Annotated in this window: 7 protein-coding genes and 2 CRISPR repeat arrays (1 of these 9 running past the window's edge); of the genes, 1 reads left to right on the top strand and 6 read right to left on the bottom strand. The window is 53.4% G+C overall.

Annotated elements, in window-relative coordinates; translation table 11 throughout:
* A CRISPR array of direct repeats spans nucleotides 1-4,721; the repeat unit is 28 nt; unit sequence GTCGTCCCCACGCCCGTGGGGGTGTTTC (it extends 2,323 nt beyond the left edge of the window).
* 68 nt (nucleotides 4,722-4,789) lie between these two features.
* Nucleotides 4,790-5,952, top strand: a protein-coding gene (locus HNR75_RS04780) for an IS3 family transposase (protein ID WP_188025877.1) whose coding sequence is annotated in 2 segments (ribosomal slippage) — nucleotides 4,790-5,045 and nucleotides 5,045-5,952 — 1,164 coding nt in all. Because the reading frame shifts where the segments join, the coding sequence is not laid out codon by codon here.
* A 43-nt stretch (nucleotides 5,953-5,995) separates the two neighbouring features.
* Nucleotides 5,996-8,281: direct repeats of the CRISPR family, unit length 28 nt; unit sequence GTCGTCCCCACGCCCGTGGGGGTGTTTC.
* A 189-nt stretch (nucleotides 8,282-8,470) separates the two neighbouring features.
* Here HNR75_RS04780 and fis read toward each other — a convergent pair.
* The 6 genes from fis to accB all read right to left on the bottom strand — a co-directional run bounded on the left by fis (nucleotide 8,471) and on the right by accB (nucleotide 14,138).
* Nucleotides 8,471-8,770, bottom strand: a complete 300-nt coding sequence (fis, locus tag HNR75_RS04775; RefSeq protein ID WP_024871317.1) for a DNA-binding transcriptional regulator Fis — start codon at nucleotides 8,768-8,770, stop codon at nucleotides 8,471-8,473.
* Nucleotides 8,771-8,788: 18 nt separating this feature from the next.
* Complete coding sequence (gene dusB, locus HNR75_RS04770; protein WP_188025876.1) at nucleotides 8,789-9,757, bottom strand: tRNA dihydrouridine synthase DusB; 969 nt, start codon at nucleotides 9,755-9,757, stop codon at nucleotides 8,789-8,791.
* A gap of 169 nt (nucleotides 9,758-9,926) precedes the next feature.
* Nucleotides 9,927-10,805: a 50S ribosomal protein L11 methyltransferase gene (gene prmA / locus HNR75_RS04765; protein ID WP_188025875.1), complete on the bottom strand. Its 879-nt coding sequence runs from the start codon at nucleotides 10,803-10,805 to the stop codon at nucleotides 9,927-9,929.
* Nucleotides 10,806-10,891: 86 nt separating this feature from the next.
* The gene (locus tag HNR75_RS04760) at nucleotides 10,892-12,211 is read right to left on the bottom strand and encodes a PTS sugar transporter subunit IIB (RefSeq protein WP_188025874.1); all 1,320 of its coding nucleotides are present in this window, start codon (nucleotides 12,209-12,211) and stop codon (nucleotides 10,892-10,894) included.
* Nucleotides 12,212-12,339: 128 nt separating this feature from the next.
* The gene (accC, locus tag HNR75_RS04755; protein ID WP_188025873.1) at nucleotides 12,340-13,680 is read right to left on the bottom strand and encodes an acetyl-CoA carboxylase biotin carboxylase subunit; all 1,341 of its coding nucleotides are present in this window, start codon (nucleotides 13,678-13,680) and stop codon (nucleotides 12,340-12,342) included.
* A gap of 11 nt (nucleotides 13,681-13,691) precedes the next feature.
* Nucleotides 13,692-14,138, bottom strand: coding sequence for an acetyl-CoA carboxylase biotin carboxyl carrier protein (gene accB, locus HNR75_RS04750; RefSeq protein WP_188025872.1), 447 nt, complete (start codon nucleotides 14,136-14,138; stop codon nucleotides 13,692-13,694).
* Nucleotides 14,139-14,144: the final 6 nt, after the last annotated feature.

Genomic DNA, 14,144 nt, shown 5'->3' with positions numbered 1-14,144 from the left:
TCCCCACGCCCGTGGGGGTGTTTCCTGCGCGATGTCATGCGCAAGGCTATCGACGAAGTCGTCCCCACGCCCGTGGGGGTGTTTCTTGAAAACATTTCGTTAGTAAGGTTTTTGACTAGTCGTCCCCACGCCCGTGGGGGTGTTTCCGGTGATATCATGAAAACTATGACCCTGAAAACGTCGTCCCCACGCCCGTGGGGGTGTTTCTTAGCATATGATTGGCTAGCCTGTAATTCCCGTGTCGTCCCCACGCCCGTGGGGGTGTTTCCTAATGATTCTTTATATTTGATAAGAAAGGCAAGTCGTCCCCACGCCCGTGGGGGTGTTTCTTTAAATCGTTTGATGTTGATGGGCTTGGGTTGGTCGTCCCCACGCCCGTGGGGGTGTTTCTTCAGCGTCACTTGTTGATATTGCTATAACCGGGTCGTCCCCACGCCCGTGGGGGTGTTTCTGATTCTGTGAAGTTTTTATGCTGCATTTTAAGGTCGTCCCCACGCCCGTGGGGGTGTTTCTTGCGTCAGCAAAACGCGCTAAGGAGTTACTATGTCGTCCCCACGCCCGTGGGGGTGTTTCTAGTAGGCCTGCTAGTTCTTTTTGGTTCCCCCGGTCGTCCCCACGCCCGTGGGGGTGTTTCTTGATCCATGTGTTAAACATGATGCAGTCTGCAGTCGTCCCCACGCCCGTGGGGGTGTTTCTTGGTGCGTATTGTTCCATCTGGTAAGCGATTAGTCGTCCCCACGCCCGTGGGGGTGTTTCTTCTTGATGAAGTTGGACAGGTTCGCGGCCCTCGTCGTCCCCACGCCCGTGGGGGTGTTTCCTTGAGCAATCAATGACTCCGGTACAGCAATCGGTCGTCCCCACGCCCGTGGGGGTGTTTCTTTCAGGACACCAGAAGTATGGATGGATCTGAAGTCGTCCCCACGCCCGTGGGGGTGTTTCTGGCTATGCACTACAACGCAGATCCAGAAGTGCGTCGTCCCCACGCCCGTGGGGGTGTTTCCTATCACAGGTCTTTCTATTGGCTACCGTCTTGGTCGTCCCCACGCCCGTGGGGGTGTTTCCTGATCGAAGACTTAAAAAGTTATTACCAGGACGTCGTCCCCACGCCCGTGGGGGTGTTTCCTTATCAGTGAAGTGGATAAGCTTGGTGGGCAGGTCGTCCCCACGCCCGTGGGGGTGTTTCTCTTAAATCTGCCACTGCACAGGCAGAAAAAGAGTCGTCCCCACGCCCGTGGGGGTGTTTCTTGTCCCGACTTCTTCGCCTGGGCGAAGGTCGTGTCGTCCCCACGCCCGTGGGGGTGTTTCTGATCATAAGATGATTTTAAGCCACCTTGTTTGGTCGTCCCCACGCCCGTGGGGGTGTTTCCCACCTGATGTGTACGTAGTAAACGCGGTGCCAGTCGTCCCCACGCCCGTGGGGGTGTTTCTCTTTTTGATCCTCTGACGGAAAAGGGACTTCCGTCGTCCCCACGCCCGTGGGGGTGTTTCTATGAGGTTCAACCTTGCGTACGTTGAAAATGGGTCGTCCCCACGCCCGTGGGGGTGTTTCTGGCGGAAGAAGTGCAAAGTGCAGTTAGGCATAGTCGTCCCCACGCCCGTGGGGGTGTTTCCATTAAAAACTTCAGACTTTACAAAAACATATGGTCGTCCCCACGCCCGTGGGGGTGTTTCTTCAGCCAGAAGATGTTCTGATAGCAGTAAATTGTCGTCCCCACGCCCGTGGGGGTGTTTCTTGCGCCATGTCGTGCCGTTGCTGTTTGTCGATGTCGTCCCCACGCCCGTGGGGGTGTTTCCGCTGAGGTGCCGCGCGCTTTGATGGTCATGTCGTCGTCCCCACGCCCGTGGGGGTGTTTCTTGGTGCTGGCGTATATGTCGGCATGGGCCAGTGTCGTCCCCACGCCCGTGGGGGTGTTTCCCGAAGCCTTTTTTGTGGTTGTCGTGGTTCTCGGTCGTCCCCACGCCCGTGGGGGTGTTTCCCACTGGCATCAACCGTGTAATGGCCGGATTATGTCGTCCCCACGCCCGTGGGGGTGTTTCTTAAAGTAATGCTTCAGGAAGGCTTGAAAACAGGTCGTCCCCACGCCCGTGGGGGTGTTTCTGGATCTGCCTGATTTTGGTCAGTCAAAATACGGTCGTCCCCACGCCCGTGGGGGTGTTTCTTCGTATTCGTGCCACCAGTGGTCTTCATCTGGGTCGTCCCCACGCCCGTGGGGGTGTTTCTAAAAAAGCCGCTGATCAGAGCTGCTTAGTTGTGTCGTCCCCACGCCCGTGGGGGTGTTTCTCGTTGATGAGATTGTTATTTTTAATAAATTCTGTCGTCCCCACGCCCGTGGGGGTGTTTCTCAGCCAGCGCCATGTTTAATGCCAGTGCAGTTGTCGTCCCCACGCCCGTGGGGGTGTTTCTGATGCAGCAAGCGCAGGATCTTGGCTTGGTTAGTCGTCCCCACGCCCGTGGGGGTGTTTCTCTGCGCGCAGAAGATCACAAAGAAGTCATCAGGTCGTCCCCACGCCCGTGGGGGTGTTTCTCACAGGAGCGGGGCCAGAGGCAACGATAACAAGTCGTCCCCACGCCCGTGGGGGTGTTTCTCAACCACTTGGCATCTTTCTTTGTAGCACAGAGTCGTCCCCACGCCCGTGGGGGTGTTTCTGGGTTGAAACCGACATTGTGTCATCATCACGGGTCGTCCCCACGCCCGTGGGGGTGTTTCCATCAACAAAGTGAGCTGAAAATGAAAACCTTCGTCGTCCCCACGCCCGTGGGGGTGTTTCTTATATTTCTTTACATTTCATCGCTTCTATGTTGTCGTCCCCACGCCCGTGGGGGTGTTTCTAGATAAGTTACTTTATACTATTTATCATTTGCGTCGTCCCCACGCCCGTGGGGGTGTTTCCTTTTACTGCTTTGGCTGCTTTAGTTTCACGGAGTCGTCCCCACGCCCGTGGGGGTGTTTCTCACATGACCTTTCCCCAGCGTATAGCGCTCTGGTCGTCCCCACGCCCGTGGGGGTGTTTCCCACTGGAACTGACCAGATATTAGGCTCCGATGGTCGTCCCCACGCCCGTGGGGGTGTTTCTGGCCTCCTGCATCATCTGGCCGATACCTTTACGTCGTCCCCACGCCCGTGGGGGTGTTTCCGACAGCAAGAAGTTAGCACAGGTAATCAGGGCGTCGTCCCCACGCCCGTGGGGGTGTTTCTTCATTTTATCCTCCTTAAATTCTTAAAGTAAGGTCGTCCCCACGCCCGTGGGGGTGTTTCCCGGGAGGTTAGTGATCGGGTCAGTGCCCGTCGGTCGTCCCCACGCCCGTGGGGGTGTTTCCTACGGAGATGCTTATTGGTGTTGCGCTCGTTTGTCGTCCCCACGCCCGTGGGGGTGTTTCTGGTCCACACGGGCGATCTTGTTTCTTTGTTGCGTCGTCCCCACGCCCGTGGGGGTGTTTCTGCTTTCATGTTACAGACCTCGCGTTGGTTGACGTCGTCCCCACGCCCGTGGGGGTGTTTCTCTAACGTCGGGATTTCTTGGAAATGCTCATAAGTCGTCCCCACGCCCGTGGGGGTGTTTCCCCTTCCTGCATCAATTTCCCGCCGATTGTATTGTCGTCCCCACGCCCGTGGGGGTGTTTCTAAAGATATTAAGTTACACATCGAAAAGAAATGGTCGTCCCCACGCCCGTGGGGGTGTTTCTTAGCAAGAGTTTAATAGACCTTTACATAAGGGGTCGTCCCCACGCCCGTGGGGGTGTTTCTCATTATTGCAGGTGAGTGGGCTGGAAAAGGAAGTCGTCCCCACGCCCGTGGGGGTGTTTCTTTATAAGACGGAGTATTTATTCCCAGAATATAGTCGTCCCCACGCCCGTGGGGGTGTTTCCCGATAGAAAGAGCTTAGCAGCAGCTACAAAGAGTCGTCCCCACGCCCGTGGGGGTGTTTCTTACAATTACAGCTCCTGCTTTGGTTATTCTTAGTCGTCCCCACGCCCGTGGGGGTGTTTCTGAAAGATCTTTCCGATCTGGCAAAGTTAAATTGTCGTCCCCACGCCCGTGGGGGTGTTTCCGCGACTAGCCGTGACAACTTTGTTGCCAATCAGTCGTCCCCACGCCCGTGGGGGTGTTTCTGTCTATGACCAGATGGTCATCAACGACAACACGTCGTCCCCACGCCCGTGGGGGTGTTTCCTTCATCGGCAGGATACATAATCCCATTCATGAGTCGTCCCCACGCCCGTGGGGGTGTTTCTATGCTACACCGTCTCGAATATCTGTTAGTGAAGTCGTCCCCACGCCCGTGGGGGTGTTTCCAAGGCGGACTTAAATCATCTTATGAGCATTTCGTCGTCCCCACGCCCGTGGGGGTGTTTCTTACGGGGATGCTTATTGGTGCTGTACTCGTTTGTCGTCCCCACGCCCGTGGGGGTGTTTCTATAAGCAACTTTTTCTAGATCGTCATCACACCGTCGTCCCCACGCCCGTGGGGGTGTTTCTTCAAAGAACGCTCTCAGGGTTATCCTGAGACGGTCGTCCCCACGCCCGTGGGGGTGTTTCTCCTATAAAAGTCTTATGCAATATCTCTGCCAAGTCGTCCCCACGCCCGTGGGGGTGTTTCCAACGGCGCGGATCAGGGTAGCAGGGATAGAAGGTCGTCCCCACGCCCGTGGGGGTGTTTCCAGATTGGCGTAGCACTTCATAGCATCACCTCGGTCGTCCCCACGCCCGTGGGGGTGTTTCTGTAGTGGTTTAATGAACCCGGACACCATTTAAGGTGGTAAAGTCTCCACCAAAGAAAGAGGTGTTCCATGGCAAAACAACGTCGTTCATTTTCCGCAGAGTTTAAACTTGAAGCGGCATCCCTAGTGCTTGATCAAAATTACTCATTCCCTGAAGCAAGTCGTTCTTTGAATATCGGTGAAACGGCTCTGAGACGATGGGTCAAGCAGCTTGAAGATGAACGTAATGGCTGTACACCATCATCCAAAGCATTAACGCCTGAACAACAGAAAATCCAAGAACTTGAAGCTCGGATCAATCGGCTGGAAAGAGAAAAAGCCATTCTAAAAAAGGCTACAGCTCTCTTAATGTCCGAAGAATTCGAACGTATGCGCTGATCGATCAATTGAGAGAGCAAGAATCTGTTGAAATGGTCTGTGCAGTCTTCGAGATTTCTTCGTCCAGTTATTACGAATATTGCCAGCGTAGACATCATATTGATGTGGAACGAGTGCATCTCCGTAGCGAAGTGAACCGATTATTTACACTCAGCAGAAACTCGGCAGGAAGCAGAACACTGGTCGATATGCTGCGTGAATTGGGATATCCGGTTGGACGATTTAAAGTCCGTCGCTTGATGAAAGAAGCTCAACTCATCAGTAAACAGCCAGGCTCTCATCACTACAAACACGCAACGGTTGAGCGTCCTGATATACCAAATCATCTGAACCGTGAATTTGATGTTGATGCGCCCAATCAAGTTTGGTGTGGCGATATGACCTATGTTTGGGCAGGGCAACGCTGGTGTTATCTTGCTGCTGTCATTGACTTGTTTAGTCGCCGAGTTGTCGGTTGGGCCATCTCAGAAAAACCGGATGCAGCATTAGTAACAAAGGCATTATCCATAGCCTATGAGCAACGAGGCAGACCTCAAGGCGTGATGTTTCACTCAGACCAAGGCTCCCAATATAGCAGTCGCCAATTTCGACAACATCTATGGCGCTATCGCATGATGCAAAGCATGAGTCGTCGAGGAAATTGTTGGGATAACGCGCCAATGGAAAGGTTGTTCCGAAGTCTAAAAACGGAATGGGTCCCAGCGACAGGTTATACGTCTTTAGCAGAAGCAACCCGAGATATCAGTGCTTACTTAATGGGCTATTACAACTGGGAAAGACCGCATAGTCACAACAACGGTATTTCACCTGCGAAAGCAGAAAACCGACTTAATTTACTGTCCGGTATTAGTTGACCGCTACATTCTGTATGTTCATTAAAAATGAAAAAGATTCTCCTGTCGTCCCCACGCCCGTGGGGGTGTTTCTACGGCAAAGTCTTTCTGGATAAGTCACCGTTCGTCGTCCCCACGCCCGTGGGGGTGTTTCTAACTCATCGAAGCGCGACACACGACGCAACGAGTCGTCCCCACGCCCGTGGGGGTGTTTCCAAAAAGAAGCCAAGCAGATGCTTGCACAATGGGTCGTCCCCACGCCCGTGGGGGTGTTTCTGACTGGGCGATCATCATTGGTATTGTCTGCACGTCGTCCCCACGCCCGTGGGGGTGTTTCTATATGACGCCTGAGTGGTTGTCTCTGCTTTGGGTCGTCCCCACGCCCGTGGGGGTGTTTCTGGCTGGCTTTTTGTTTTCCGCTTGAGCCGGAAGTCGTCCCCACGCCCGTGGGGGTGTTTCCCTTCCTCGCGGCTGGATGGACATCGCAAAATGGTCGTCCCCACGCCCGTGGGGGTGTTTCTGGCGCATCCTTGGGGCCGATGCGAAAGCCAAAGTCGTCCCCACGCCCGTGGGGGTGTTTCTTTTTCAAGCCAACGTGCCCGAGATTTTCTATCGTCGTCCCCACGCCCGTGGGGGTGTTTCTCTTACGCACAGATGATTGCGACGAGCAATAACGTCGTCCCCACGCCCGTGGGGGTGTTTCGAGATCCGCTTGCTGACTGGGATGTAAGAATATGTCGTCCCCACGCCCGTGGGGGTGTTTCCATCGCGGTAGCGGAGCCAGTACCCACGGCAATGTCGTCCCCACGCCCGTGGGGGTGTTTCTCCCTTTGTAGCCCGCTATCAGTGCCCCTATGAGTCGTCCCCACGCCCGTGGGGGTGTTTCTACCGCGCGGGCAGACCAAGGAGAAGGCGACAGGTCGTCCCCACGCCCGTGGGGGTGTTTCTCGATCCTTCTTTGTTACTCGATAGCCACCTCCGTCGTCCCCACGCCCGTGGGGGTGTTTCTCCACATGATGCTCCATGATCAGCCACATCTTGGTCGTCCCCACGCCCGTGGGGGTGTTTCTGAGTCATGCTTGCATTCCTACGGTAAAAGGCCGTCGTCCCCACGCCCGTGGGGGTGTTTCCATAGAAAGGATCTGTGAGCGTTTTGATCTTAGGTCGTCCCCACGCCCGTGGGGGTGTTTCTATTGCAAGCAGACGGAACCGGCGTTAGTATGCGTCGTCCCCACGCCCGTGGGGGTGTTTCTGGGTCACGTTTTGAATTCGCTTCATATTCAAGGTCGTCCCCACGCCCGTGGGGGTGTTTCTAATATAACATCCAGATTATGTTATATTCGGATGTCGTCCCCACGCCCGTGGGGGTGTTTCTTTAGCGAGGCCATCCGCACCCATCTGGTAAGCGTCGTCCCCACGCCCGTGGGGGTGTTTCTGCAAACCATTGAATACACGGATGAACAGCGCGGTCGTCCCCACGCCCGTGGGGGTGTTTCTCAATTCACAGGTGAACAAGAGATTGGTGAAACGTCGTCCCCACGCCCGTGGGGGTGTTTCCGCTATCCTAGCGGGTAAAGCTAAAATCGATTTGTCGTCCCCACGCCCGTGGGGGTGTTTCCATAGCGCGGATCTGTGAGCGTTTTGATCTTAGGTCGTCCCCACGCCCGTGGGGGTGTTTCTCGTAATCTGTCATGCCTGTCTGATTGAGTGCGGTCGTCCCCACGCCCGTGGGGGTGTTTCTGTCACTCATGGCGGTATTCCTTCTCCAGCAGGGTCGTCCCCACGCCCGTGGGGGTGTTTCCCGATTGACATCTGAAGAGATTGGAGCTATCCAGTCGTCCCCACGCCCGTGGGGGTGTTTCCAGCTTCGGGCGTCATATTAACCCTCAGAACGAGTCGTCCCCACGCCCGTGGGGGTGTTTCTTATGAAATTGATCCTGATTTCTCAGATGATGAGTCGTCCCCACGCCCGTGGGGGTGTTTCTCGATGTCGGGATACTGGATGTTATATTATTCGGTCGTCCCCACGCCCGTGGGGGTGTTTCTTACCAACTAACAGACAGGAAATCATCAATCGGGTCGTCCCCACGCCCGTGGGGGTGTTTCTAATTTAATAAGTTACGCATAAATAAGCTATCTGTCGTCCCCACGCCCGTGGGGGTGTTTCCCACAAACCGTTATCACGCCTTACAATGCCTTGGTCGTCCCCACGCCCGTGGGGGTGTTTCTGAGCTGATCACCGATGAACGGGTGACACTGAAGTCGTCCCCACGCCCGTGGGGGTGTTTCCTGGAACAACGGTTCGAATGCCGGGGTGTGGGCGTCGTCCCCACGCCCGTGGGGGTGTTTCCGACATCGGCGGGTTCGCGTATCTGGTGGAGTGGTCGTCCCCACATCTGTGGAGGTGAGCAAGAGCTAAAATTCCGCAAAAATGGCAGACAGATCTCATCGTATATCACTAGGTGTATCACTGGAAAACAAAAAGGCACTAACCAATAAAGGAAAATGCCTTTTATTTCAATGAACTAGCGAAGAGCTATTAGTTCATGCCGTATTTTTTCAGTTTCTTGCGCAGTGTACCGCGGTTGATACCCATCATGATTGCAGCACGGGTCTGGTTACCACGGGTGTACTGCATGATAATGTCGAGCATTGGGGCTTCAACTTCGCTCAGAACCATATCGTACAGTTCAGTAACGTCCTGACCGTTCAGTTGCGCCAGATAGTTACGTAAAGCCTGCTGTACGGAGTCACGCAGTGGACGCTGAACAGGTTGATGAGTTTGTGCGTGAGTGACGGTGGTTACCAGTGCCTCAGAAGTCAGGGTTTGATCCAACATAATTTTTTCTGCTCTTCATTATGCAATTGCGTTACTAAAAAACAGCTCCAGTGCGTCAAGTTGCTCTTCAGCACTTGTTAGCGCATTGAAACCTCTGCGGAAATGCTTTGCTGACTCGTATCTCTCCAGATACCAGGCAACATGTTTTCTGGCAAAACGCACTCCTTTGTATTCGCCATAGAACTGATGCAAAGCTGCAACATGTTCCAGCACTATCGTTCTGACTTCATCCCATGCCGGCGATGGCAGATCCGAACCGTGCATCAGGAAGTGGCGGATGCGTTGGAACAACCAGGGTTGTCCTTGTGCTGCCCGGCCAATCATGATGGCATCGGCACCGGTGTACTCCAGTACAGCCTGCGCTTTCTGTGGAGTGTCAATATCACCGTTCGCTATCACAGGAATAGAAATATGCTGCTTGATTGCCCGGATCGTATCGTATTCGGCCTGACCATTGAATAAACACGCACGGGTACGCCCGTGAACAGTCAATGCCTGAACACCACAGGACTCGGCTATTTCAGCAATTTCTACACCATTGCGATGTTCTGTATCCCATCCGGTTCTTATCTTCAGGGTCACAGGTACATCTACCGCAGCGACGACGGTTTGCAGGATCTCGCGCACCAGCGCAGGGTCTTGCAGCAGAGCTGACCCGGCCAAACGACGGTTAATCTTTTTGGCTGGACAACCCATATTGATATCGACAATCTGTGCCCCTTCAGTCACTGAGCGGCGGGCGGCATCAGCCATCCATTCCGGTTCAGCACCTACAATTTGCACAGCGCGTATGCCTGGCTCATCAGCCAAATACATTCGCTTAAGTGACTTGTCGGTATCCCAGGTATCCGGGTTTGCCGACATCATCTCAGAGACCGCCATACCAGCGCCCATTCGCAGACACAACTGCCGGAAGGGCTGGTCTGACACACCGGCCATCGGTGCAACGATCACCGGGGCTGGTAACGAATAAGGTCCGATTTGCATGGCGTTCGCCCCCTAAGCTTGAGGGCGCGTATCTTACGGCTTTTTCACCACGCTGAAAAGGTTAGAAATTGAGCGTAACGTGAAAAAAATGCTTGTATTTTCTGATGAAAATCCTTGCCAAATCGTTTCGCTAACAAGATCAGACAAATACCGGTCTGATCGGCAACCATCAGCCTTTCTTGATGCCATCAAGACGGCACCATTCTTCGCGTTCGGTAGCCGGATTCATCTCAAACCACTGGCTGTAAACTTCCAGCAGTTCCGGTGCCTGACTTTCCAGAATACCGGAAATCGCCATGCGGCCATGTGGTTTAACCAGACCACTGATTAAGCCGGATAACTCGCGCAGCGGACCGGCCAGAATGTTGGCCACCACAATATCCGCCTGCAGATTTTGTGGCTGATCTTCCGGCAGATACAGTTCCAGCTGATCACTGACCCCGTTACGCTGGGCATTGTCACGGCTGGCTTCAATCGCCTGCGGATCGATATCGATACCGATGACGCGTTCCGCGCCGAGTTTCAGCGCTGCAATCGCCAGAATGCCGGAGCCACAGCCAAAATCGACCAGCGTTTTGCCTTTCAGATCCAGGCTGTCCAGCCATTGCAGACAAAGCGCGGTAGTAGGGTGGGTACCCGTACCAAACGCCAGACCCGGATCCAGCAATACATTCACTGCCGTCGGGTCAGGAACATCACGCCAGCTCGGACAAATCCACAAACGTTCGCCAAACTGCATAGGCTGGAAATGTTCCATCCATTCGCGCACCCAGTCCTTATCTTCCAGCAACTCGACCTGATAAGGCACATCTTCACCAAAATGCGTCTGGAAGAAGGCGACAATCGGTGCCGGATCCACCTCCGCGTCAAACAGACCGATGCAGCGGGTATCGCCCCATAATTTGGTTTCACCCGGCAAGGGCTCATAGACAGGCGTATCCTGCGCGTCCATATAGGTAACAGCCTGCGCACCAAGACCCATCAGCATGTTGCTGACTTTGTTCGCGGTCTTGGCAGTGGCATTGATTTTGATTTGGATCCAGGGCATGGCAGTACATCAGGTTATACAAAAAAGTGCGCTATTCTAACATCCGCCGGTGAACGGATAGAATCATCATTTTCCGCTGACGGAAATTAGTCCATGCGAAATGGCATTAGCGGATGAACTTCTCTCGGCGTCAAATCCAGCGACTGGCGTTTCGCCAGATTATGAATCCGGCTTTCCAGCGTGAGTGCGATTGGGCCGGTTAACAATTCTGCCCGCTGCGTAGACACAATCTTGATCGACATCACGCCGAGCTGGTGCAGGCGATCCCGATCCAGATCCGCCACCGTTTCCACATCGGCAATCAGTCGCGTCAGATCGGCCCGCAGAGAAACCAGATTATCTAACCCACCCATGGCTTTCAGATAACTGATGGTCAGATAGTCCACATCCAGCAACAACTCCGGTTCGCTGCTTCGCATCACTGCCTCCGGGGTTGCCATTGCCGCATTGGCAAACTGGATCGGATGCTGGCTGATATAACTGCGTAACTCATACAGCAGAATACCGAATAGCGACATCGGGATGGCAAACCAGACTGCCGGCAACCGGATACTGGAATAAGCAAACTGTTCTTCCTGCAGCCAGCTGCAGCCGTTATTGATAAATCCGAGCACAAGCAGGGCATAGATACAATGCTTCGGTGCCCAGAGCAGTAATAGCAGCAGCAATGGCTGCGCCTGACCTGACGCGATCATCAACAAACTCAGGATACCGTTGAGCACCAGTTTCTGGATTTTTGTTCCCTGAATATTGATCAACGCTTTCTGGAAAATCCAGGAGATACAAAGCACTACCAGCCAAATATACGGGGAGGACAGAAAGGATTGCCACTCGGTGGTGGTCAGATGCAATTTGGCGATGGTGCCGCCGGACAACAGCACCATCGGTTCCAGCCAGAGTAACAATTCGGTGGTCTGGTTCTGGATTAAAAACTGACTGAACAGATTGAGCAGACCTGCTACCGGCAGCGACAGCAGCATGCAGAAAAAACCATTACACAACAGGACAACGGCATCACCCTGGAAAGCCCGTAGCCAGGATGGTAAACGGATTTTCTGTGTATGCGGGGTTGCCCAGACAACCGCATAGCCACTGATCAGTGCCGCAATAATATCGGTTGGAATACTCTCCGGACCTAGGGTATGCAGCAGTTTAGCCAGTAAGACATAGCTCAGACAGGCATTCAGCGGTTGCATATCATACTGATAACGGGTGCGGCTGATAGCCACCGCCATTGCCAGTAATAAGGGCGCAGCCTGTTGTAAGCCATGGAAGATGGTCAGCCAGAGATGTCCGGTATAATCAATATTCGCAATGATGACTTGTGGCATATGTGCAAAAGTCAGCAGCAGAATAGGCAAGACTAACAGGCGCTGTTGATTGTCATCTGACTGGATGGATACCATAACACTTAAAAAATCTGTGAGCGTTGTGGCATTTTAGCTCATAACGAGAAAAATATCAGGATAAATTGTGAGCTTTATCGCATAAAAAAGGCCGCATGTGAGTGCGGCCTTGAAGAAACGAGGCGGACTTACAGTCCTAACTTCTTGTGTAAATAGTGGATATTGGTACCACCATTGTGGAAGTTTTCGTCACGCAGGATTTCTTTGTGCAGCGGAATATTGGTTTTGATACCTTCCACCACAATCTCGTCCAGCGCCTGACGCATACGGGCAATCGCGATATCGCGGTTTTCACCGTAGCAAATCAGTTTACCGATCATCGAATCATAATGCGGCGGTACGGTATAGCCGGAGTAGATATGGGAATCCCAGCGAACACCTAAACCACCCGGCGCATGGAACCACTGGATCTTGCCTGGTGCTGGCAGGAAGGTTTCCGGATCTTCCGCGTTGATACGGCATTCAATGGCATGACCACGAATACGGATCTCGTCCTGTTTGATAGACAGTGGCTGACCGGCTGCGATTTTCAGCTGTTCCTTGATCAGATCCACACCGGTGATCATTTCGGTCACAGGGTGTTCTACCTGAATACGGGTGTTCATCTCGATGAAGTAGAACTCACCGTTTTCATACAGGAATTCGAACGTACCGGCACCGCGGTAGTTGATTTCGATACAGGCCTGAACACAACGCTCACCGATATAACGGCGCATCTCTTCAGTGATGCCCGGCGCTGGCGCTTCTTCAACGACTTTCTGGTGACGGCGCTGCATAGAGCAATCACGTTCACCCAGATAAATCGCGTTACCCTGGCCATCGGCTAAGACCTGGATCTCGATATGACGAGGATTTTCCAGATACTTTTCCATATAGACCATGTCGTTGCCGAAGAACTGACCTGCTTCGGACTTGGTCAGTGCAATGGAGTTCTCCAGATCTTCTTCCTGGCGAACCACACGCATACCGCGACCACCACCACCACCGGCAGCTTTAATGATCACCGGATAGCCGATGCGTTTGGCAATGGCTGCGTTCTGCTTGGCATCATCACCAATCGGACCGCCTGAACCAGGAACACACGGTACACCGGATTTTTTCATGGCATCGATAGCTGACACTTTGTCACCCATCAGACGGATGGTTTCAGCACGCGGACCGATGAAAATAAAACCGGATTTTTCTACCTGTTCGGCAAAATCAGCGTTTTCAGACAGAAAGCCGTAACCAGGATGAATAGCTACTGCACCGGTGACTTCTGCTGCCGCGATAATAGACGGTACGTTCAGGTAAGATTCTTTCGCTGCTGGTTTACCAATGCAGATGGTTTCATCGGCCAGTTTGACGTGCTTCAGATCCCGGTCGGCAGTGGAATGCACAGCTACCGTTTTGATACCCAGTTCTTTGCATGCACGCAGGATGCGCAAAGCGATCTCACCACGGTTAGCAATGACAACTTTATCCAACATAACAAGCTCTCTTATTCGATGATAAACAGAGGCTGATCAAATTCAACGGTATCACCGTTCTCAACCAGAATGCTTTTCACCACACCCGCTTTATCTGACTGGATCTGGTTCATCATCTTCATTGCTTCTACGATGCACAGCGGGTCACCCACTTTCACCGTCTGACCAACTTCAACAAACGCTTTGGCGTCCGGGCTGGAAGAACGGTAGAAAGTACCCACCATTGGTGAACGCAGGGTATAGCCGCTGACCACTTCAGCTGCCGGTGCTGCTGCCGCTACAGGTGCTGCTGCCTGTGGCGCTGGCGCCTGAGGTACTGCGAAATTGACCATAGGTGCAACCTGACCGCTGATTGCACGGCTGATGCGAACAGATTCTTCCCCTTCGGAGATTTCCAGTTCAGCAATGCCGGATTCTTCTACCAGCTCGATCAGTTTTTTGATTTTACGGATATCCATTTGCAT

The organism is Tolumonas osonensis (assembly GCF_014202415.1).
GTDB lineage: Bacteria > Pseudomonadota > Gammaproteobacteria > Enterobacterales > Aeromonadaceae > Tolumonas > Tolumonas osonensis.
The sequence above is the reverse complement of the archived record's forward strand: the minus strand, read 5'-3'. Positions and strand labels throughout refer to the sequence as shown.

Coding starts and splice junctions, on each gene's coding strand:
- prmA (WP_188025875.1), bottom strand. CDS start 10,805: ATGCCCTGGATCCAAATCAAAATCAATGCCACTGCCAAGACCGCGAAC.
- HNR75_RS04760 (WP_188025874.1), bottom strand. CDS start 12,211: ATGGTATCCATCCAGTCAGATGACAATCAACAGCGCCTGTTAGTCTTG.
- accC (WP_188025873.1), bottom strand. CDS start 13,680: ATGTTGGATAAAGTTGTCATTGCTAACCGTGGTGAGATCGCTTTGCGC.
- accB (WP_188025872.1), bottom strand. CDS start 14,138: ATGGATATCCGTAAAATCAAAAAACTGATCGAGCTGGTAGAAGAATCC.
- fis (WP_024871317.1), bottom strand. CDS start 8,770: ATGTTGGATCAAACCCTGACTTCTGAGGCACTGGTAACCACCGTCACT.
- dusB (WP_188025876.1), bottom strand. CDS start 9,757: ATGCAAATCGGACCTTATTCGTTACCAGCCCCGGTGATCGTTGCACCG.